Consider the following 244-nt stretch of genomic DNA (forward strand, 5'->3'; position numbering starts at 1 on the left):
CCGGAGGCGTTCGTTCAGGCACTGACCGACGCCGGCTGGCTGGCCGCGCTGATCCCGCAGGAATACGGCGGATCGGGACTCGGCCTGACTGAGGCGTCGGTCATCATGGAAGAGATCAACCGCTCGGGCGGCAACTCGGGCGCGTGCCACGGGCAGATGTACAACATGGGCACGCTGCTACGCCACGGCTCGGCGGAACAGAAACGGCTGTATCTGCCGAAGATCGCGAGCGGCGAACTGCGCC

General features: G+C 66.8%; 1 protein-coding gene. It reads left to right on the forward strand.

The features are described from left to right. The coding region (locus SB753_RS40540) for an acyl-CoA dehydrogenase family protein (protein ID WP_410805611.1) at positions 1 to 244 on the forward strand (244 nt) is incomplete at both ends.

The organism is Paraburkholderia sp. SIMBA_053, assembly GCF_046534895.1.
GTDB lineage: Bacteria > Pseudomonadota > Gammaproteobacteria > Burkholderiales > Burkholderiaceae > Paraburkholderia > Paraburkholderia caledonica.